20 protein-coding genes and 1 pseudogene are annotated in these 16,491 nt (G+C 68.1%); 5 read left to right on the top strand and 16 right to left on the bottom strand.

Translation table 11 applies throughout. The features are described 5' to 3' along the window. Positions 1-108 precede the first annotated feature (108 nt). Positions 109-1,452, top strand: a complete 1,344-nt coding sequence (locus tag ACIGJI_RS16985) for a DUF2510 domain-containing protein (protein ID WP_363447815.1) — start codon at positions 109-111, stop codon at positions 1,450-1,452. 57 nt (positions 1,453-1,509) lie between these two features. Here ACIGJI_RS16985 and prfB read toward each other — a convergent pair whose 3' ends face one another. Next, entirely contained in the window at positions 1,510-2,619 is a 1,110-nt protein-coding gene (gene prfB, locus ACIGJI_RS16980; protein WP_025105296.1) for a peptide chain release factor 2, read from the bottom strand. Positions 2,620-2,741: 122 nt separating this feature from the next. Between prfB and ACIGJI_RS16975 the strand changes: the two genes are divergently transcribed. Continuing rightward, a complete protein-coding gene (locus tag ACIGJI_RS16975) occupies positions 2,742-3,983 on the top strand; it encodes an MFS transporter (RefSeq protein WP_363447859.1) in 1,242 nt (413 codons plus the stop codon). 11 nt (positions 3,984-3,994) lie between these two features. Here the strand turns inward: ACIGJI_RS16975 and ACIGJI_RS16970 are convergent, their stop codons facing one another. Genes ACIGJI_RS16970 through ACIGJI_RS16955 form a run of 4 tightly spaced genes read right to left on the bottom strand, consistent with a single transcriptional unit; the run spans position 3,995 to position 5,438 of the window. Beyond that, a complete protein-coding gene (locus ACIGJI_RS16970; RefSeq protein WP_363447813.1) occupies positions 3,995-4,435 on the bottom strand; it encodes a pilus assembly protein TadG-related protein in 441 nt (146 codons plus the stop codon). After that, on the bottom strand, positions 4,432-4,866 hold the full coding sequence (locus ACIGJI_RS16965; RefSeq protein WP_363447811.1) for a TadE family protein: 435 nt from the start codon (positions 4,864-4,866) through the stop codon (positions 4,432-4,434). The genes ACIGJI_RS16970 and ACIGJI_RS16965 overlap by 4 nt, the downstream gene beginning before the upstream one ends. Next, positions 4,856-5,257: a TadE/TadG family type IV pilus assembly protein gene (locus ACIGJI_RS16960; protein ID WP_363447809.1), complete on the bottom strand. Its 402-nt coding sequence runs from the start codon at positions 5,255-5,257 to the stop codon at positions 4,856-4,858. The genes ACIGJI_RS16965 and ACIGJI_RS16960 overlap by 11 nt, the downstream gene beginning before the upstream one ends. 1 nt (position 5,258) lies before the next feature. Further along, positions 5,259-5,438, bottom strand: a complete 180-nt coding sequence (locus ACIGJI_RS16955) for a hypothetical protein (RefSeq protein WP_075245484.1) — start codon at positions 5,436-5,438, stop codon at positions 5,259-5,261. 174 nt (positions 5,439-5,612) lie between these two features. On the opposite strand from ACIGJI_RS16955, the gene ACIGJI_RS16950 reads away from it, so the two are divergent. Genes ACIGJI_RS16950 through ACIGJI_RS16940 form a run of 3 tightly spaced genes read left to right on the top strand, consistent with a single transcriptional unit; the run spans position 5,613 to position 7,048 of the window. Further along, on the top strand, positions 5,613-6,575 hold the full coding sequence (locus tag ACIGJI_RS16950) for a type II CAAX endopeptidase family protein (RefSeq protein ID WP_363447807.1): 963 nt from the start codon (positions 5,613-5,615) through the stop codon (positions 6,573-6,575). Positions 6,576-6,585: 10 nt separating this feature from the next. Beyond that, positions 6,586-6,765, top strand: coding sequence for a hypothetical protein (locus ACIGJI_RS16945; RefSeq protein ID WP_280568798.1), 180 nt, complete (start codon positions 6,586-6,588; stop codon positions 6,763-6,765). Positions 6,766-6,775: 10 nt separating this feature from the next. Further along, the gene (locus ACIGJI_RS16940; RefSeq protein ID WP_187661901.1) at positions 6,776-7,048 is read left to right on the top strand and encodes a hypothetical protein; all 273 of its coding nucleotides are present in this window, start codon (positions 6,776-6,778) and stop codon (positions 7,046-7,048) included. 24 nt (positions 7,049-7,072) lie between these two features. Here the strand turns inward: ACIGJI_RS16940 and ACIGJI_RS16935 are convergent, their stop codons facing one another. The 11 genes and pseudogenes from ACIGJI_RS16935 to ACIGJI_RS16885 form a co-directional block, all read right to left on the bottom strand. Next, positions 7,073-9,100 carry a recombinase family protein gene (locus tag ACIGJI_RS16935; RefSeq protein WP_363447805.1) on the bottom strand — a complete coding sequence of 676 codons (2,028 nt, stop codon included), beginning with the start codon at positions 9,098-9,100 and terminating at the stop codon, positions 7,073-7,075. Further along, a complete protein-coding gene (locus ACIGJI_RS16930) occupies positions 9,090-9,320 on the bottom strand; it encodes a hypothetical protein (protein ID WP_363447802.1) in 231 nt (76 codons plus the stop codon). Before ACIGJI_RS16930 ends, ACIGJI_RS16935 begins: the two co-directional genes overlap by 11 nt. A gap of 156 nt (positions 9,321-9,476) precedes the next feature. Next, a complete protein-coding gene (locus ACIGJI_RS16925; protein WP_359801374.1) occupies positions 9,477-9,707 on the bottom strand; it encodes a DUF4314 domain-containing protein in 231 nt (76 codons plus the stop codon). Then, on the bottom strand, positions 9,704-9,994 hold the full coding sequence (locus ACIGJI_RS16920; RefSeq protein ID WP_363447861.1) for a hypothetical protein: 291 nt from the start codon (positions 9,992-9,994) through the stop codon (positions 9,704-9,706). Before ACIGJI_RS16920 ends, ACIGJI_RS16925 begins: the two co-directional genes overlap by 4 nt. A gap of 198 nt (positions 9,995-10,192) precedes the next feature. Next, a pseudogene (locus tag ACIGJI_RS16915) lies at positions 10,193-10,522 on the bottom strand (WhiB family transcriptional regulator); the annotation flags it as partial. Between the two features lie 20 nt (positions 10,523-10,542). After that, positions 10,543-12,393 carry a tape measure protein gene (locus ACIGJI_RS16910; RefSeq protein ID WP_363447801.1) on the bottom strand — a complete coding sequence of 617 codons (1,851 nt, stop codon included), beginning with the start codon at positions 12,391-12,393 and terminating at the stop codon, positions 10,543-10,545. 172 nt (positions 12,394-12,565) lie between these two features. Then, positions 12,566-12,940 (bottom strand): hypothetical protein, encoded by a 375-nt coding sequence (locus tag ACIGJI_RS16905; protein WP_363447799.1) that lies wholly within the window; start codon positions 12,938-12,940, stop codon positions 12,566-12,568. Then, a complete protein-coding gene (locus tag ACIGJI_RS16900) occupies positions 12,937-13,302 on the bottom strand; it encodes a hypothetical protein (protein WP_363447797.1) in 366 nt (121 codons plus the stop codon). Before ACIGJI_RS16900 ends, ACIGJI_RS16905 begins: the two co-directional genes overlap by 4 nt. 199 nt (positions 13,303-13,501) lie before the next feature. Further along, positions 13,502-13,792 (bottom strand): hypothetical protein, encoded by a 291-nt coding sequence (locus tag ACIGJI_RS16895; RefSeq protein WP_363447796.1) that lies wholly within the window; start codon positions 13,790-13,792, stop codon positions 13,502-13,504. A 257-nt stretch (positions 13,793-14,049) separates the two neighbouring features. Further along, positions 14,050-16,089, bottom strand: a complete 2,040-nt coding sequence (locus tag ACIGJI_RS16890) for an AAA family ATPase (RefSeq protein WP_363447795.1) — start codon at positions 16,087-16,089, stop codon at positions 14,050-14,052. Beyond that, a complete protein-coding gene (locus ACIGJI_RS16885; protein WP_363447794.1) occupies positions 16,089-16,238 on the bottom strand; it encodes a hypothetical protein in 150 nt (49 codons plus the stop codon). Before ACIGJI_RS16885 ends, ACIGJI_RS16890 begins: the two co-directional genes overlap by 1 nt. Positions 16,239-16,491: the final 253 nt, after the last annotated feature.

Genomic DNA, 16,491 nt, shown 5'->3' with positions numbered 1-16,491 from the left:
TGCCGCTCTTCCTCCTCCCCCGTCGGCCCACCGAGGTCCGCGCCCGCTGCTATACATGGAGTGTCGATTCGCGTCCACCACGCGAGCGCACACACGGAGGGGACCCCCATGACGACACCTGCCGGCTGGTACGACGACGGTTCCGGGCGCCTGCGCTGGTGGGACGGCCAGCAGTGGACCGAACACTTCGCGCCGGAGACCACCGCGACGCCCGAGGACACGACCGCTGCGGCGGCTGAGGACGCGGGCGCGGACAGCACTTCCGCGGAGAGCGCCTCCGCGGCGACTTCCGACGGCGCTCCCCCGGCGGAGGAACCGACCGCCGCAGCGGAGCCCTCCACACCCGAACCCGTCGCCACCGAACGGGAGATCGCTCCGGACGAGCCTGCGACCGACTTCATCGTCGCTCCCGAGCCCGCGCAGGACTGGACGGCACCCGCCAGCGGCGCGCACGACCTCCCCGGCGCGGCACCGATCGTCCCTCCGGCCGGTACCGACGGCGGCACGGCGGCCTATCCCCCCGCGGCACCGTTCTCCCCGGACCAGAACCCGTATCAGGGCCAGGGCGGATACCCGGCGCAGGGTGCGTACCCGGGCTCGCAGAGTGGCGGCGGCTACCCGGGACAGGTACCGGGCGGACAGGGCGCGTACCCCGGACAGGGCGCGTACCCCGGACAGGCCGCCTATCCGGGCCAGGCACCGGCCACCGACGGCCCGAAGAAGATGTCGGTGCTCGGCCTCGTCGGTCTCGGGATCGCCGCGCTCGGCCTCATCCTCGCGTTCATCCCCCTGACGCTCCCGTTCGCCTGGTTCCTCCTGGCGGCCGGGTTCATCGTCTCGCTCATCTCCCTGTTCCTGAAGGGCACCAAGTGGCCGGGGATCACCGGCCTCGGGGTGTCGGTGCTCGGCGGCATCGTCGCGATCGTCGTGAGCATCTTCTTCGTGCTGGCCGTCGCGAACACCGTGCGCCCGGTCACGCTTCCCGACTACGACGACGGCACGAGCCAGAGCCCGGCGCCGGAGACCGACGACACCGGCGACGCGGGTACGGGTGAGGTCGCCGAGGGCACGCTGGGCGAGCCGGTCGCCGTGCCGCAGCTCGAGGGCACGGCCGAGGTCACCATCCGTTCCGCCACGTTCGGACCGACCAACGGCACGGACTTCGAGGCCGCCAACGGCGGCTATCTGTTGATCGACGTGGCCTGGGAGACGCTCGACGGGACGACCTACGTCAACCCGCTCTACTTCTCCGTCGAGACGGCCGACGGCGTCGAGGGCGACTACGACATCTTCGGCGACGCGACGCTCGAGTCCACGGAGCAGAACGCCGGGACGACGGCGGAGGGCACCGTCTCGTTCGACGTCGCCGAAAGCCCGTCCTACGTGATCGTCATCACGGACGAGATGCTGCAGGAGGTCGCCCGCGTGACCGTCGAGGCGTCGGCACGCTGATCCTTCCGCACCACACGACGAAGGCCCCGGGAGCTCCCGGGGCCTTCGTCGTGTGGGTCAGTCCTCGTCTTTGCGCTTGCGCCAGCGGATGCCCGCGGAGATGAAGTCATCGAGGTCGCCGTCGAACACGGCGGCCGGGTTACCGGACTCCTGGCCCGTGCGGAGGTCCTTGACGAGCTGCTGGCCGTAGAGGAAGTAGGAGCGCATCTGGTCGCCCCAGCTCGCGGTGATGTTGCCGGCGAGCTCCTTCTTCTTGGCGGCCTCCTGCTCCTTCTGCAGCAGGAGGAGGCGGTTCTGCAGCACCCGCATGGCCGCGGCGCGGTTCTGGATCTGCGACTTCTCGTTCTGCATCGACACGACGATCCCGGTCGGGAGGTGGGTGATGCGCACGGCGGAGTCGGTCGTGTTGACGGACTGTCCACCGGGGCCGGAGGAGCGGAACACGTCGACCCGGATGTCGCTCTCGGGGATGTCGACCTCGGTCGCCTCCTCCATGAGCGGGATGACCTCGACGGCGGCGAAAGACGTCTGGCGCTTGTCCGCGGATCCGAACGGGCTGATGCGCGCGAGGCGGTGCGTGCCGGCCTCGACCGAGATCGTGCCGAAGGCGTAGGGTGCGTCGATCTCGAAGGTCGCCGACTTGATGCCGGCGCCCTCCGCGTACGAGGTGTCCATCACCTTGACGGGGTACTTGTGACGCTCCGCCCAGCGCAGGTACATGCGCATGAGCATCTCGGCGAAGTCGGTGGCGTCGTCGCCGCCGGCGCCAGAGCGGATGGTGACGATCGCGCTGCGCTCGTCGTACTCTCCGTCGAGCAGCGTCTGCACCTCGAGCTGGTTGATGAGGTCGGTGAGCGTCTGCAGCTCCTTGCGCGCCTCGATCGCCGACTCCTCGTCGCCCATCTCGTTCGCCAGATCGACGAGCACCTCGAGGTCGTCGAGGCGCTGGGCGATGCCGGTGATGCGGGCGAGCTCCGACTGGCGGTGGCTCAGGGCGCTGGTGACCTTCTGGGCGTTCTCGGTGTCGTCCCAGAGGTCGGGCGCGCCGGCCTCCTCGCTGAGACGCGCGATGTCCTCGCGGAGACGGTTGACATCGACGACCTCGCTGATGTCGCCGAAGGTGTGCCTGAGCGCCTGGATTTCGGCGGAGAGATCTAGTTCGAGCATGACACCTCAGCCTAACGTGCCGCCCGCGCGCGCGGGGACGGGCGTGTCCGGCCCTTCGCGCCGACCGGAGTAGCGTGAGGGACGTGAGCAGCGCATCCACGGTCCTCCGCCAGTTCGGGCCGATGGTGTACCTGCCGACCGTCCTCTTCTCCCTCGGCGAAGGTGCGGTCATCCCGCTCATCCCGGTCATCGCTGCGTCGATGGGTGCCGACGTCGCCTTCGCGGCCCTCGTCGCCTCGGCGCTCGTGGTCGGCCAGCTCTGCGGCAACCTCCCGGCCGGGTGGGCCGTGGGGCGCATCGGCGAGCGGTTCACGATGGTCATCGCGGGCGTCATCGCCATCCTCGCCGCCGTCGGCATGGTCTTCGCGCCGTCACTCGGGGTCCTCGCGGCGTCGGTGTTCCTCCTCGGCCTGTGCGCAGCCGCCTTCGGGCTGGCCCGGCACGCGTTCATGACCACGCGGGTGCCGCTGGCGTTCCGCGCCCGCTCGCTCTCCCTGCTGGGCGGCAGCTTCCGCCTGGGCATCTTCATCGGCCCGTTCGTCTCCGCCGGCCTCCTGCAGCTCTTCGGCACGGAGGCTGCCGCGATCTGGTTCTTCCTCGCCTGCCTCGTGGTGATGGTCGTGCTCGTGCTCTTCGGACCGGATCCGGAGAAGACCGTCGCCCCACTGCGGACCACCGTCCGGTTCGCGGAGGACAGCGGCGAGGCCGTGAGCGGGTCGATCCCGACCATCGAGCGGGTCGGGATCTTCCAGACGATGTGGCGCCAGCGCGGAGTGCTCGGTCGGCTCGGGCTCGCCGCGGCCTCGCTCTCGGCGGTGCGGTCGGCGCGACAGGTCGTCCTCCCGCTGTGGGGACTCTCGCTGGGCCTCGACGCCTCGACCATCGCGCTCGTCGTCGGCGTTTCCGGAGCCATCGACTTCGCCCTCTTCTACGCCAGCGGCCAGGTGATGGACCGCTTCGGCCGGCTCTGGGCGGCGATGCCCGCGATGGTGCTGATGGGTGCAGGGTTCCTCGCCCTGTCGGTCACGCACGACGTCGACTCCGCGGTGCTCTGGTTCGGGATGTTCGCCGCGGTCCTCGGTGTCGGCAATGGTCTGTCGAGCGGCATCCTCCTGACCCTCGGCGCGGATGTCGCCCCGAAGCACGACCCCGCCGCGTTCCTCGGGTCGTGGCGCACGCTGACCGATGCCGGCGGCGCGGTCGCCCCGCTCCTCGTCTCGGGCATCACCGCGGTCGCGTCCCTGTCGTTCGCGGCGGGAGCCATGGGCCTGATCGGACTCATCGGCGCCGCCGGGTTCCTCCGCTGGATCCCCCGGTTCGTCCCCCGCACGCCCCCGAGCACGCCGGACCCGTCCGAGGACTGAGCGCCCGGTCGCTAGCGCAGCGCCGTGCGGCTCGTCGCCGTCGCCTGCAGCGGCACCCCGTCGGGCACGAATGGGGAGAGCAGGGGCGGATGCCAGATCGCTGCGACGGTGACGCGCGCGCTCACGCCGTCCGGGGTGCCCGCGCCGACGACGGTCGCCGCGAACCCCGCGTCACGGACGAGCGGCCCCGCCTGCTCGGCCACCCCCGCGTCGGTGAGCGTCGCACGCGGCACCTCCCCCTCCACCTGCAGCGTGAAGCCGTCCGCCCCGGCGAGCGCGGCCGCATCCGCGAGCCCGTCCAGGCGCTTCTGGGTGAGGTAGAGGTCGGTGGCGCAGACACACACGAACAGCACGGCGAGCGCGAGGATCAGGTAGCCGAGGACGAGGAGCAGCACGCTCCCCTCGTCGTCGCCCGTTCCGTCCTTGTCCGCGTCGCGCGTGCGCCGGCTCATCCGCCGCTCCAGCGTCGGGAGACCTTCTGCACCGACACGGCTTCCACGGGGACGGACGTCGCCTGGTCGAGTCCGAGCACTCCCGGCACGAGCGGCAGCGGTACGCGCGTCGAGACCGTGACGACCACCGTCGCTCCCGCCGCCGGACAGGTCGATGCCCGGGGGCGACACGACACCGCGACGTCGACCGCTCCGCGATCGATGCCGTACTCCGCGACGATCCCGTCCAGCACCTGCTCCCCGCGGGCCGCGGCCCCTGCGACGTCAGGTGCCGAGGCGATGGCACGTGCGGCCTGCCGCGCCGCGGCCTCGACGCCGAGCGACTGCTCCTGCACCGAGCCCACGGCGATCACGAGGTACAGCAGCGGCACGAGCAGGATCACTCCGACCGTGATGAACTCCAGCGAGCTCGATCCCGCGTCATCGCGCATCGAACGACTCCGCCGGTGCGGAGGCTTCGACCTGCAGGGCTGCCGGGACACCGATGAGGCCGAACACCGGGAGGGTCGTCCGGATGCGGACCTCGACGGTCTCCTGTCCCTCCCGCCGCGCCGAGGCGACCGTGATGTCGTCGGCGTAGGAGGGGCCGATCGCGCGACGGATGACCTCGCGCGCCCGCTCCTCCCCCTCCTTGGCGGTCGTGTCGGCGAGCGCCGCGTAGTACGCGCCTTCGACGGCCGCATCGTGGACGACGTTGCGCACGTAGATCGCGAACGCGAGCTGCAGCACAGCGAGGGTCAGCGCGGTGAGCAGGGTGCCGACGAGCACGAACTCCACCGGGTTCGATCCGCGGTCGTCGGTCACCCCCGCAGGCGCGCGCATGTCAGAGCCCCGACACCCGCTGGATGGCCTGCTCGAAGAGGGAGGTGAGCGCGGGCCCGGCGACCGCCCAGATGAGCACGACGAGGCCCGCGGTCATCAGGGTGACGAGCACCCAGCCCGGGACGTCTCCCCGTTCGTCGTCGTGGAAGGCACGGAGCATCGAGCGCGCACGAGAGATCATGCGGCCAGTGTGCATCGAAGACCTGCCACGGCGCGGACATTATCCACAGGAGGTCGGTGTTCCGGGCATCGCCGGATCCTCCCGACGGTTCATCCGGGTGAGAACGATGGACGCCGCGTCGACACCGTTGCTACGTTCGACGAACTAAGCCCCCTTGCGACGTGACAGGACCCCATGACCTCCACGAGTTCCCCCGCACGAGCCTCCCTTCACGAGTCCCCCTTCATCGCGGACGCGCGGTCAGGTGCCAGAGTCACGAGCTGGTGGCTGGCGATCATCCTCTTCCTCGCGCTCTGGATCGTCCAGATCGGCCTGCTCGCGGCTCTCACGATCGCGGCCCCCGTTCCTGCGGGCTCCGTCGCGTCGCAGTTCCAGGAGGCGTTCGCCAACCTCGTCGTCATCGGCCTCGTCTTCGCCTGGGTCGGCCTCTATGAGCGGCGACACGTGCGCACTCTCGGCTTCCGGCAACCCGGGCGCGGCGTGCTCGCTCTCCTGCTCGGCGTCGTCGTCGGGCTCGTCTTGATCTCCGTACCCATACTGTTCCTTCTGCTGACGGGCCAGTACGAGGCGGTCGCCGGCCCCGCGGGCGGCACCTCCGGATTTCCCGCCCTACCTCTGATCCTGGCTCTCGCCGTCACCGTGATCGTCCAGGGCGGCAATGAGGAAGTCGTGACACGCGGGTTCCTCCTCCAGAGCGTGGGGCAACGATTCCCGACGTGGCTCGCAGTCCTCGTCCCCTCGCTGCTGTTCACGGTGGTGCATGGCGTCGGCGGCCATCCGGTGGCCTTCGCCACCATCTTCCTGTACGCGATCTTCGCCACCTTCGTCGCACTCTGGCAGCGGTCGCTGTGGCTCATCTGCGGTATTCATGCCGGCTGGAACTTCGGCATGGGCAACGTCTACGGCATCCCGGTGAGCGGGTTGGACCCGCACTCCACGTCGCCCCTGTTCCTCGCCCCTTCCGATTCCTCGGCACCGTTGCTCACCGGTGGCGATTTCGGGACCGAGGGTGGGCTTCCCGCCGCCTTCACCATGCTGGCGGCGGCCGCCGTCGCGTTCGTGTGCTGGCGACGTTCCGCGCGGGAGCACCGTCAAGGAGGTCCGCGGGTCTCCCCGGAGCCGACCCGGGCGCAATAGGCTCCCGCCTATGGAGCCCAACCCTCTGCTGCCGTCGATTCCGGTGCTGATCGCGATCGTCGTCGGCGTGGTGATCCTCGTCGCCGTCATCGTCATCGTCATCGGCGCGCGGAGGGCGAAGCGGCGAGGCCCTGTACTCCCGTCACGCGAATCGCACAACCCCGGGTCCGGTCGTCCGGACGAGGGATAGCCTGTCACGCATGCGCCCTGGACCTGACGATGAGATGCGGGCCAGAGTCGAGATCGACGGGCTCACCTATCCCCTGCCTCGCGGCACCGATGTCGCCGCCCTCCGAGAGAGGATCGAGGCCGCCGCGCGCGCTGAACCCACCTTCGTCTCGTTCGCCACGTCGGACGGCCTGGCGAGCGTGCTCGTCCACCCGACCTCGCGGGTTTTCCTCTTCCAGGTCAAGGCCTCCGACGAGGGGAGCCTCGCCTCAGACCTCGGCGGACTGCCGGATTGGGACGTCTGAGCGCCGCGGAGCGCCGCCGCGGGATCAGGAGGTGAACTCGTCGATGACGAGCTCACCGCGGGCGTTCAGCCGCTCCATCATGTGACTGACCCGGGCCGGATCGATCGCCGGCGGCGGCTCGGCGTCGAACTCGAGCACCAGCGGGATCGCCGGGTGCATCCACGCGGACAGCCGGCCAGGGCTCTTCTTCCCCGACGGCCACGTCATCATGAAGCTCTCCTGGCGACGGAGCTTCGTGGAGATCACGATCTTCAGATGCGCCAGCACGGTGTCGTCGACCTCGATCGGCGGACGAGAGCTGTTGTACTCGAGACTTCCCATAGACAAAAGGTAAGCCCCCACGGCCTCCCCCGACGACCACTCATCCGATGCCGAGCCGCAGGATGAACAGGCCAGGGTAGATCGCGAACACGACGGACAACGGGAGGATGAGGAACACCAACGGCAGGAGCGTGCCGCTTCCGTTGGCTTGCGTTCTGCGGTGTCGGCGGGCAGGAACATCGACGGGTCGAGCACTCCGTGAATGGTGATCGCCTGGGGTCGTCCCTGCACGATGTCCGACGCGATCACCCGCACGTCGAGCAGTTCCACGACCTCACGTCGCATCGCCGCTGACGCGTTCTCCAGACGGCCACGGGCACGCTCCGCGAGCGCCGCCACATCCGTGATCCGCTGCGCCTGCTCACCACGAACGGCCCGCATGGCGGCGAGCCCCTCCAGTCGCTCCCGCACGTCAGCAAGCTCGCCGCGAAGGCGCTCCATGGTCTGCCGGTGCTCCTCGGGGTCATCGGCCATGAGGTACAGATCCTTCGCACGCCCCATCGCCCGCTCCAAAGTCGCCTCCTGCTTGCGCAGGGCCGCAATCATCGGAGCCTCGTCGGTCAGGTCGGCGGAGTCGTCCAGTTCGAGCCACTGCCGCGCCAGACGCTCCAGACGCTCAGGGTCGGCCAGCATCGCCGCGATCTCCGCCCATACGGGCTCGTCGATCGCTGGTCCCTTGATCTGCGGGCACGAGCAGCGCGGCTGTTCCTTCGACCGGTAGCGGCGACCCGAGCACACGTAGTACGGGTTCGGACGAGACTTCGTGGTCACGCCGTCGTAGTGCTTGTCCATGTCGCACGGGCCGAACAGACGACCGGTGAGCATCTGCCGCTGGGGTGCTGAGGGCGTGATCGATGCCTTGCGGTTGACCGCCCGCTGTAGGGCCAGCCACTCCTGCCGGGTGAAAACCGGGTCACCGAGTGGCACCTTCACGGTGTCGCCGTACTTCGGGGTCCCGTCGCGGTTCATCTTGGTGACCTTGCGGTGAGGTCGATAGTTGCCAGTGGTGGCCGAACCCCACTCCGTCTCGCCCGTCCACAGCGAGGGGTTCGTGGCGGTCTGGCGGACGGTCTGGTACTGCCACTGCGCCGCCTGGCGCGGGTGCATCCCCATCTGGTTGAGCCGCTCGGCAACCTCAGCAGTCGACAGCCGCTCCTTGACGAACAGGCGGTGTATAGCGCGCAGCACCTCGCGTTCGCGCTCGTCCGGTACGGGACGCGCTTCCCGCTTGAGCCCTTCGAGCTTCCAACCGAACGGCGGCTTCGAACCCGCCCAGCCGCCAGCGCGCCCCTTGGCTCGCTGACCTGCGGCAGTGCGCGCGACGATGGTGTCACGTTCCATCTCCGCGAACCCCGCCATGACAGTCCGCATCATCTTGCCCTGCGGAGTACTCATGTCGATCTGCTCTTTGACCAGCACCAGGTCGACGCCCATCTCGGCGAAGCGGTCGGTCTCCCGGATCGCGTCACCTGCCTTGCGGGCGAATCGGTCGAGCTTGGACACCACGATCGCGTCGATCTTGCCGTCGCGAGCATCCTGGAGCATCTGCCGCCACTGCGGACGGTTCGCGTCCGTGCCCGACAGGCCCTCGTCGACGTAGGCCCCGACGAGTTCCCAGCCCCGGACCCTGATCGCTGCTTCGCAGATCTCGCGCTGCTCCGGGAGCGACGTGTTGTCGATCTGGAGGTCGGTGCTGACCCGAGCGTAGTAGGCGGCGCGCTTAGCGGTCATGGCGGAGCCTTTCGAGGTCGTTCGCGTCGTGGGCGATCGAGAGTGCCTGAGCGAGCGGGATCTCGTCGTCCAGGGTGAGGTCGGGGTCATGTAGTTCCGCCGCCCGGGACAGGTGCATCCGGAGCTCTCGGAGGTTCCGGATCGTCTGGCCGGGGTCCACGGGTCCTTGGGAGACCATCGTGGCCACGATGAACTCGTCCAGGGTTAGGCGCTCAGGCATCGCCACGGCGTGCCTCCTTTCGGCTGTTGCGCTTCCGCGCGGCTTCACAGTCCTTGCACTTCGATCGAAGCCACGGCCGGTCCGACCGGACCCGAGAGAACGCGCCAACGGGCAGGTTCCGATCGCACCGACGACAGACCTTGGTGACAACGGCGCTCACTTCGCACCTCCGGTCATGGGGGCGTGCTCGCCGTCCCAACGTGGATGCAGCGGTCGCCACACGTCGATGCCAGGGACGAGCCCAAGGACGTGGCCGTCCGGATCCCAGGCAACATGCACCGTCCCGAGGTCGTCGACCGAGGTCACCACGCCGGTATCACCCGCACGGAGGCGGGTGTACTCGTCGGTGGTGCTGACGAAGGCGATGTGGTCGCCAGGCTGGGTCACTTGGTTTCCTTGGCGTTGGCCTCGTGCTTGGCGACGAGGCGGGCGGCGGCACGGTGGAACTTGGCGCGGAGCGGCTCGCTCGGGAGCTCCTTCGCGAGGGCGTTGATGACCGCCTTGGTGACGGGTTGCCCGTCCGCGTACGAGTTCACGAGCGCCTGGAGCAGGTAGCTCACGTGGGCGGCATCATGTCCGGGCCTGTAGATAGCCTTGGGTCCGACCTGCTCGTGGCAGTTGCCACAGGCGCAGGTGTTGACGGGGATCTCGGTGGCGGTGGCTCTGGCACTCATGGTGGGGTATCCAATCTCTGGTTTGATCTGGGCTTTATCTGCCCCACCTTCCATCAAAATGTACGCATATGCGTCCGCACAATTCCCCTCCTCCGCCTCAGCTTTCCGAGCAGCACGGAGGGCACGCCTCCGTTCCTTCGCGCGCTGCTTCGCCTCTTCGCTCGGTCGATACGCTCGGCGATTCTGCGCGCGTTCCAGCTCCGGCGCGAAGCCGCCCCAGACCCCCGCCCGCTCGCCCGCCTCGATCGCGTAGGCGCGACACTGGAACACGAGCGGGCAGTCCCAGCAGCGGTCAGCTGCGCGCTCCTGGTCCGCAGGATCGTCAGAAGTCCACTCCCCCGCATCCGATCCGACACACGGCACATTCGCGCCGTTATCGACTGCGACATGCACCTGCTCGATCAGACTGGAGTACAGCTCCCTGGGGTCCGGTGGGGTCTCCCGCGAACTCGCGGGTGCCAGGACGGGCCCGAGCGGGGCGAGCTCCTCCGAGGTCACAGAAGCGCCAGCCGGAAGCAGGACGGACATCCCTGCTGCAAGCCTGCCCATCAGTCGCGAACCCTGGGCGAGCCCATCGCGGCGAAGAACTCCTCCTGCGCGTTGAACGAGGCGTTCGGCTCGGCCACGTAGGTGATCTCCTTCGAGTAGTTGTTCACCACGGCACCGCCGCCACCCGAACCGACCACGCCCAGGTCAGGCACGCGGAAGGTGTCGGCGAACGCATCCTCGACCGGACCCGACATGCGGTCCAGGCCGTCGATCAGGCCCTCGCCGATGTAGATACCGAACTCGCGGAACACCCGGGACGGGGAGGCGATGCCGAAGATCCCGGCCACGGTGTCGACGATTCCGCCGAACGTGTCCTGGAACCACGCCGAGACCGACTGCCAGATCGACTTGAGGCCGTTCCACAGCCCCTGCACAACGTCACGGCCGATGTTGTAGAGCCAGGTCGCCGCCCCGGTGAAGACCGCCATGATCTTGTCCGGGATCGACTGGAACCACGCGATCGTGCCATTCCAAATAGCCACCGCAGCGTTCTTCACGTTGTTCCAGATGCCCGACCAGAAACCGATGAAGCCATTCAGCGCACCCATGATCCAGGAGACCCACCCCTGGAAGATGCCTCGCACATAGGCGACGAACCCCGACCACACCGCCTGGATGAAGTTGCCGATCGCGGACCACAGTCCGTTCCACCACGAAGCGATGCCGTTGACGATGCCCATCAGCCAGCCGACGAACCCGGACCACACGCCCTGGATCCAGCCGATGAAGCCATTCCAAACATCGGAGATCCACTGACCCACAGCCGCCCAGATCGAGTTCCACCAGCCCACGAATCCGTCGATCACCCCGGTGATCCAGGAGATGAAGCCGCCCCAGACCTCGGAGATCCAGGCGACGGCCGTGTCCCAGTTCATGATGAGCCAGACGATCGCGGCGACGAGGGCCCCGATACCCAGCACGATCCAAGTGATGGGGTTTGCCAGCAGGGCGAGGGTCCACGCGGCCGTCGCCACGACCGCCGCCCAGATCGCCGGGGCGAGCGCGGCCAAGATGACTGCGCCGAGCCCGGCCACGATCGGCAAGAACACCTCAGTGTTCGCGATCAGGTCGGCCAGGAAGTTAGTCACGTCGTTGATCGGCCCCTTGACGAGATCCAGCGCCGCGACCAGCTGAGACTGGATCGTCGCGGCCAGGTTGCCCGCCGCACCCTCGAATGTCTCGGTGGACTTCGCCGCTTCCACGGCGATGGGCTCGGTCCCCAGTTCGGTGATCGCGGCGTTGAACTCCTCGGCGGTGATCTCGCCCTTCTCCATCGCCTCCCGGAAGTTGCCGGTATACGCTCCGGCCTGGAGCAGGGCGTCCATCAGTCGTCCCGAGGCTCCCGGAATGGCGTCGGTGAGCTGATTCCAGTTCTCGGTGGTCAGCTTGCCCGCGCCCGCTGTCTGTGTCAGGACGGACCCCACGCGGGCGAAGGTCTCGGGGCTACCGCCAGCGGCGGCGTTCAGGTTGCCGAGGCTCATCGCCAGGGAGTCATAGTCCTTGACGCCGTTCGCCGCCAGAGTTGCGGTGATCGACTGGATGTCACCGAGCGAGTAGGTCGTGGTGTCTGCGTACGCTTGCGTGCTCTTGGTGAGAGCGTCGATCTTGGCGGTGCTGAGCCCGCCGAACTCCAGGGTCTTCTTGAACTTGTCGGTGGCGTCGCTGGCTTCCATCGCGTCGCCCACGAAGTCGGCGAGCATCTGCCCGGCCTGGGCGATCGCGTCGGCCGCGAGGTTGCCGAAGGCGGAACCGATCGCCGCGCCACGGGTAGACCAGCTGCTGGTCTTCTGGTCGAAGTCGCCGTCATCGACCTTGATCTTCGCGACCAGGGTCCCGATGTCTAGGGCCACGGGGCCACCTCCATTCGTTCCGTCTGTGTGGATCGCGGGCGATCCAACCCGCACTGATTTCGCCTTGCAATTCACCACGTCGATCGGTGCCGAGATTTACCCGGCGTCACGCTTCGCAGTCGTGCGGACATCCGACGAGGAAGCGGGGCGGTAGGGTCGCCCCGCAACCCCGTCAGTCGCGCTGCTGCTCCTCGTGCCACGCGGCGAGCGCGGGCACCAGCACCTTGTCGCCGCCAGGACAGTCACCGAAGTGCACGCCGTGCACCGTGTGACCGTCGAGCAGACCGAGGGCACGGAGCTTGGCCAGCTGGTCGTCATCGAGTTCATCCGCCCAGACCAACGGCCCGCCACACGGACACTCGCCCTCGACGCGCTGGATACGTCGCAGGGCGAGGCCCTCACGCACGACCGCCGGGGCATCATCCGGGATCGACTGGACGACGAACAAGTGCCCCGGGCGCTGCCCCGACTCCACCCACTCCTCACCGGGGCCGAGGGGCGGGGCGTCGGTCCCCACCTCCACCGGCTCGAACGGGTCGACGCTCACAGTTCCTCCTCGGACTCGGGCGCGAACGAGATGCCGTGACCGGCATCGTCGCGAACCCAGGCGTCGATGGCGGCGCGGTGGTCCTCGTTCAGCCACAGGAGCCCATCGACGTATCGGACGGGCCCGCCAACACCCGCAACGGCGTGCAGGTCCCACATGACCGAGGACGACGCGTAGGACTCCGCCTCTTCCAGGCTGCGCCCGCGCTCCATGAGTCGATCCCGTCGAAACGCGATGATCTCGGGGAGGTACAGCGGCCCGAGCCGCAACCACGCCGCGATTTCAGGGGCGCGCTTCGCACGGCGGGTGTCGCGGGCGAGCTGCTCCGCGTGGCGGTCGTTGTTGTCTTCGTTCGTGTTCATCTTGGTTGCCTCCTCAGGCGGTGTTAGTGGTTGAAGCCCGACGGCTGTCGCGGACGTCCGGGCGGGACGCTGACAGCCGCCGGGGGTCTAGTTGGTTACGGCGTGCCGATCCAGGTGCTGGTCGCCGCGCCGATGATCGGAGCGGCGACCAGCAGGGCGACGAGCCCGACCCACATCAGCCATTCGGGTGTCTGCTTCTTCACTGCGCTGCCTCCTCGGTTTCGAGCCGGGACGGTCGTTCCGGCTGCGTCTTGCGCGCTGCGTCAGTGAGCACGTACCGCGTCCCGCGCGGCTGCACCGACACAGCCACCACGTCACCGACCGCGACGAGGAGCGACAGCGCCGCGTCGTACAGGTGCTTCTCTCGGCTGTTCAGTCGACGGCGGAGCGCGGCGCGGGCTATCCCGTCAGGGGCCTCCGCGAGCATCCGACGAATGCGAGGGACCATGCGGCGCACCTGGGCCGCGTCTGCTGTTGTCGTGTCATTCATGAGAGCGTCTCCATCGCGCGCGAAAGGTTGGGAAGAGATGAGAAGGTTGTCGTTCTTGGCTTGTACGTCTGGGTGCCTCTGGCTGGGCTTCCCCGGGGTTTCCCCGTTCCCCCGCCCCTCTAAAGGGGGCGGGGGAACTGGCTGGGGGAACCGGTGGGGAAACTCGGGGGAACTCGGGGAAACCGCGTCGTGACGCGGCTCGCCGGCTTGGGGGAACTCGGGGGAACCGGGTGTGGGGAAACTCGGGGAAACCGGCATCAGAACTCCTCCTCGCCGATACCTGCGAGGGGTGCCGTCGTCGCCGCGCTGGGGTGTCCCGCCGGGTACCAGAGCGAGGCGTTGTTCGGGCCTCTCTTCCACCCGATGCGGCCAGCGGCTCGCATCGCTCGGAGGGCGTCGTTCTCGGCCCCCTTCTGGAAGCTGTTGCCCCGCTCCTTGAGCCCCACCGTGATCGCACCGGAGTTGATACCGGGCTTCGCGGTCACAAGCCTGAGGATCTCGGGTTCGAGGTCGCTCCGTTTCTGCGCTTGCTTGACCTCGCGTCGCGAGCCTTCGCCGGTCAGACTCAGCCGGTAGGTGGTCGGGTCGAATGCCAGCTGCATCTCCTCCACGTCCACGTCGCGGCCCTTCGCCTCGATGTAGGTGGACTTGTCGCCCTTTTCCCGGTCGCCGGGCTTGAGCCAGATAATCGAGTCGGGGTGGTCTTCTGTGGCCGACGCGCCACGCGAGCGGTCAGCGTTCCAGCCCGCGTGGACGTTCAACACCACATCAGTCGCGCCGACCTCTGAGCGTGCGAAGGTGTCGAGGTCGGATAGGAACCGCTGCATCTGCGTGTTGTCGTTGGCGTTGTCGCCGTAGAAGGCCCGTGACAGCGGGTCCACGAACAGGAACTCGACTTCGCGCTCTCGGAGATACTCCGCGAGGTCGGCGCGATCCTGCGGATGCAGCAGCGGGTTCCGGCGTCCGCGAAGTGTCACGATGTCGAACCGGTCAGGATCGACCCCGACGAGGTTGGCCCAGTGAGCGACTTGCTTCGCTGCCACCTCGAAGTTGAGCAGCGCGATACGCCCTTCGACCGGCTCGACCGGGAACCGCCCGAGGAAGTCGCGCCCGGTGAGCAGCGAGTCCGCGAGGTTTAGGTTGAACGTGGTCTTGCCGGTTTTGCGCGCTGCCACCACCGTGGTGAACCCTTCGGAGAGCACCAAACCATCGACACGGAACCGAGTGGTATCGGGACGCGCGAGGATCTCCGCGAGCGACCCTGCGTCGAACGGCTCAGCCGGTTCGAGTTCCGCCAGCGCCCGGTTGAACTGCGCCTTGGCCTCGTGTTCGATCAGCTTCGCCTCTACCCGCTCCGCGATCCGCTGCTCGCGTTCGTCCGCCGGGATCGGCTTGGCCTGCTCGATGCCCCAGATGGACTCCATGACGGTCTCGATGTCCTCATAGCTCGAATCGACCATGGCGGCGGCAAGCCGAACGTGCAGCACGTACAGATCCCGCTTGTCGCGGTACTGGTGTGCGTAGTGACCGGCAACCTTGGTCAGCCAGTCGTTGGTCTGTCCCTCTCGACGCGCGGGAGGGTTCGAGAGGAGTTCAACGATGCTGGGACCACCAAGACGCACCCCACCCACCGGGAGGTCGTGGGAGGGCGCAGGAGAGGCCCCACCAGGGAGATTTGCGCCGTAGGCGGACCAGATCACGCGCACGTCGTCATCGGTCAGCGTGTGCTCCGGCACCGTGTCATCGGCGACCGCATAAGGCTTGCCGGTCTCCGGGTGAGTGGAGGGCGGTAGGACGACGTAGGAGCCCGCCCCGGCGCGGATATCCACCCCGGCCCCGAGGACGTGGGTCCCCGATCTGATCTGCTGTGCGATGCCGCCTCCGACGAGGTACATCACGTGTACGTTGCCATTGCCTCGGCCGCTGAGGTGCTCACGTGTCACCGGGAACACGTCGCGCCGTTCGGCTCCGTGATGGATATCGAAGTCGAACACCACGCGCCCGAGGGTCGCACCGCCGATGTTGGCATTCGGTCGACCCGCGAACATCCGGCGGATCTTCTCTGGGTCCCGGCTAGCGTCGTGCGCTCCGTGGCCGAGCTTGCCGCACTGGCCGGTGCACTCGGCCCTCTCCTTTGAACCCTTCGGGTGTGGGCTCGCAATCGCGGGCATCTTCTCGTTGGGGCGGAGCGGGAAGACCGCCCATCCTCGCTCTGCCCATTCGAGTGCCGTGGTGACAACCTCGGGCTCGTCAGGGCCTCCGAGCAGCTGTACGGCTTCTGGATCGAGCCTGACCATCAGACGCCTGCCATTCGGGTGATGAGTACCACCAAGCCGATGTCGAAGGCGAGTGCGGCCCCCAGAACGGTGAGCCATACTGCGGTGTCGGCGTCCGGCTTACCCGGTAGGTAGCGGCGCAGGTTGCGGGGCAGGTGGATGGTACTCATGCCGCCTGCACCCCCTCGGGTGCGTCGGCGACGGGGGCGAACAGCAAGGCCAGCAGCCTTGTCATGTCCTCTACGGGAAGCGGTCGAGCTTCGAAGTGTGTGGTTGAAGTTGCCACGTCGGCACTCCCTCTGAAAGAGGGGTGCCAAGAACGACAAAAGGGCGTGAGGAACGAACTGGTGACAGGTTCGGTTTAGGCCGCGAGTGTGAGCGGCTCGGCTAGCTTGGCTTCGAACTCGATGGGCGTCAAGCCGC

The sequence above is a fragment of the Microbacterium sp. NPDC064978 genome (genome assembly GCF_044543605.1).
In the GTDB taxonomy this organism is placed as follows: Bacteria; Actinomycetota; Actinomycetes; order Actinomycetales; family Microbacteriaceae; genus Microbacterium; species Microbacterium meiriae.
This window is presented reverse-complemented; position numbering and strand designations above follow the sequence as displayed.

What these genes read in the sequence shown, in the direction of transcription:
- ACIGJI_RS16985 (WP_363447815.1), top strand. Translation starts at nt 109, where the DNA reads ATGACGACACCTGCCGGCTGGTACGACGACGGTTCCGGGCGCCTGCGC.
- prfB (WP_025105296.1), bottom strand. Translation starts at nt 2,619, where the DNA reads ATGCTCGAACTAGATCTCTCCGCCGAAATCCAGGCGCTCAGGCACACC.
- ACIGJI_RS16975 (WP_363447859.1), top strand. Translation starts at nt 2,742, where the DNA reads ATGGTGTACCTGCCGACCGTCCTCTTCTCCCTCGGCGAAGGTGCGGTC.
- ACIGJI_RS16970 (WP_363447813.1), bottom strand. Translation starts at nt 4,435, where the DNA reads ATGAGCCGGCGCACGCGCGACGCGGACAAGGACGGAACGGGCGACGAC.
- ACIGJI_RS16965 (WP_363447811.1), bottom strand. Translation starts at nt 4,866, where the DNA reads ATGCGCGATGACGCGGGATCGAGCTCGCTGGAGTTCATCACGGTCGGA.
- ACIGJI_RS16960 (WP_363447809.1), bottom strand. Translation starts at nt 5,257, where the DNA reads ATGCGCGCGCCTGCGGGGGTGACCGACGACCGCGGATCGAACCCGGTG.
- ACIGJI_RS16955 (WP_075245484.1), bottom strand. Translation starts at nt 5,438, where the DNA reads ATGATCTCTCGTGCGCGCTCGATGCTCCGTGCCTTCCACGACGACGAA.
- ACIGJI_RS16950 (WP_363447807.1), top strand. Translation starts at nt 5,613, where the DNA reads ATGACCTCCACGAGTTCCCCCGCACGAGCCTCCCTTCACGAGTCCCCC.
- ACIGJI_RS16945 (WP_280568798.1), top strand. Translation starts at nt 6,586, where the DNA reads ATGGAGCCCAACCCTCTGCTGCCGTCGATTCCGGTGCTGATCGCGATC.
- ACIGJI_RS16940 (WP_187661901.1), top strand. Translation starts at nt 6,776, where the DNA reads ATGCGCCCTGGACCTGACGATGAGATGCGGGCCAGAGTCGAGATCGAC.
- ACIGJI_RS16935 (WP_363447805.1), bottom strand. Translation starts at nt 9,100, where the DNA reads ATGACCGCTAAGCGCGCCGCCTACTACGCTCGGGTCAGCACCGACCTC.
- ACIGJI_RS16930 (WP_363447802.1), bottom strand. Translation starts at nt 9,320, where the DNA reads ATGCCTGAGCGCCTAACCCTGGACGAGTTCATCGTGGCCACGATGGTC.
- ACIGJI_RS16920 (WP_363447861.1), bottom strand. Translation starts at nt 9,994, where the DNA reads ATGAGTGCCAGAGCCACCGCCACCGAGATCCCCGTCAACACCTGCGCC.
- ACIGJI_RS16900 (WP_363447797.1), bottom strand. Translation starts at nt 13,302, where the DNA reads ATGAACACGAACGAAGACAACAACGACCGCCACGCGGAGCAGCTCGCC.
- ACIGJI_RS16895 (WP_363447796.1), bottom strand. Translation starts at nt 13,792, where the DNA reads ATGAATGACACGACAACAGCAGACGCGGCCCAGGTGCGCCGCATGGTC.
- ACIGJI_RS16890 (WP_363447795.1), bottom strand. Translation starts at nt 16,089, where the DNA reads ATGGTCAGGCTCGATCCAGAAGCCGTACAGCTGCTCGGAGGCCCTGAC.
- ACIGJI_RS16885 (WP_363447794.1), bottom strand. Translation starts at nt 16,238, where the DNA reads ATGAGTACCATCCACCTGCCCCGCAACCTGCGCCGCTACCTACCGGGT.